The following is a 2,221-nucleotide window of genomic DNA, read 5'->3' as shown; positions in this document are numbered from 1 at the left end:
CCTACTATACTTTATGGAATATTTAATAGTTATTTTGAAATACTTTATATTAATTAATCAGTGAAGAATTGTTTGTATAAGCAAGTAGCATAATCATTTATATTCTGTAATGTATCTTGGAGTAAACGATGCTTATGATAGAAAATAGGAGATTGAGTAAAAATGACTAATAAGCAGATAGATTTAGAAAAAAAATTAGAGACAGTATTAGATCAAAATAATCAATTAGAGAATGNNCATTAAGGCATTCATATTTACAAGCGCAAAAACAAAATGAATTAAACCCTGATAACGACACGATCAAGATAAAAGAGCGAAATAAAAAGCTAGAACAAGAAAATAAATATTTGCAAGCACGATTAAGTGCGTATAAGAATTCAAAACTAGGCAAAATAACTACTTGGTATTGGAATTATAGGAAGTAATAAAGGAGATAGCGAATATGCAGCATGAAAAAATGTTAGGTTTGTTTGACAATATTCTTAATAAAATAAGCAAAAATATTGAAAGTGATATTGAATTTTCCTGTAAAGGTAATGAATGGCTTAATAATAAAATTGCTGGAGTGCAACCATTATTAGCTGATAAATTATCCGTTGATAAAAGTACTGATAAGCAGATTTATTTAGTTTACAAAGAAGCTTCCAATCCTAAATTCTCTACCCCTCCTAAAGTAAACCATTTAAAGTTTTACCCAAATAGAAAATATACTATTAAATATGATGCTACGATGGAATCTGGATTAATCGGGGAATTATATTTTATTGGATATGATAAGAATAAAAAAGTACAGCAAGTTGTTATTCCTTCTGGTCAAGAAAAAACTATAGCAATTAATGCAAATGCAGATAAGTATCGTCTTGCTATTAGATTAGAAGGAAAAGGCGTTTTTAGACTAAATGAAATAAATATTAAATTGAATCCCCCAGAAGCTGCAACTGAAGCATACATCCAATATGATAATGGTCAAATGGGCCTAGAAGAATTAAAATTATTAAGAAAATTATCTGATTTAAAAATAGCTTGTATCTTTGATGAATTTAGTACAGAAAGTTTTTCGAAAGAGTGCAATCTGATTCCTTTTACACCTGACAATTGGAGAGTTGTTTTCGCTGAAAAAAAACCACATATATTAATGGTTGAGTCTGCTTGGAAAGGCAACGATTTTGCATGGAAAAATAAAATTAGAGAATATAAAGGGAACCCAGAAATAAAAGAGGTACTTAACTTTTGTGAAAAAAATAACATACCTACGATTTTTTGGAACAAAGAAGATCCTGTTCACTTTGATAAGTTTATAAGCACGGCTTCTCAATTTGACTATATTTTTACAACTGATAAAAATATGATCCCATCTTACAGAGAGGCGTCTGGACATAATAATGTTTTTGCAATGCCGTTTAGTGCACAACCAGTGGTTCATAATCCAATTAGAAAATATAAAAGAGAAGATGGAATTTGTTTTGCTGGAACTTATTATGGTGAAAGACATCCCGACCGTAAAAAAGATATGGATGCCATATTAAAAGTATGTAAACCATACAATCTAGTTATTTATGATCGTAACTATTTAGTGCCAGATACACCATTTGTTTTCCCTGAGGAATACACAAAAAATGTAAAAGGTACTTTAAAGTATAGTGAAATTGATAAAGCTTATAAGGGTTATAAAGTAATGTTAAATGTGAATAGTGTAAAAAACTCACCGACGATGTTTTCAAGACGTGTATTTGAAGGCCTTGCATGTGGGACCCCAATTATTAGTACTTATTCAAAAGGAATATCCCAAATGTTTGGTGATATTATCATCGCAAGTGATGATTGGGAGTTTGCTGAAAAAGAAATTAAAACACTAACTAGCAATGATACTGTATGGAAAAAAAGATCCTTAGAAGGTATTAGAAGGGTAATGATGAACCATACTTATTCCGATCGTTTGCGTTATATTTTAGGGAAAATTGGTATCAAAATTAATAAACAAGTTCCACGAATTGCAATAGTTGCATTGGTGGACTCAGAGAGTGAAATAAAAGATTTAATAAATGTTTTTAATGATCAAAACTACTTAAATAAAGAATTAATAATTTTTATTAGAGAAGATGTAAGGAATAGTAATGAAATAATGAATAAATATAATTCTAAAAATGTTAAATGTTTTATAAAAGAATATATTGAAAATAATTATAATTCTATTTCTGAATTAATTAATTATGATTACTAT

General features: G+C 28.7%; 1 protein-coding gene. It reads left to right on the top strand.

What is annotated here, in order from left to right:
• Window positions 1-442: 442 nt before the first annotated feature.
• On the top strand, window positions 443-2,221 hold a 1,779-nt coding region (locus V7266_RS29805), incomplete at its 3' end, for a CgeB family protein (RefSeq protein WP_335472854.1).

The organism is Neobacillus drentensis (assembly GCF_036965645.1).
In the GTDB taxonomy this organism is placed as follows: Bacteria; Bacillota; Bacilli; order Bacillales; family Cytobacillaceae; genus Neobacillus; species Neobacillus drentensis_D.
This window is presented reverse-complemented; position numbering and strand designations above follow the sequence as displayed.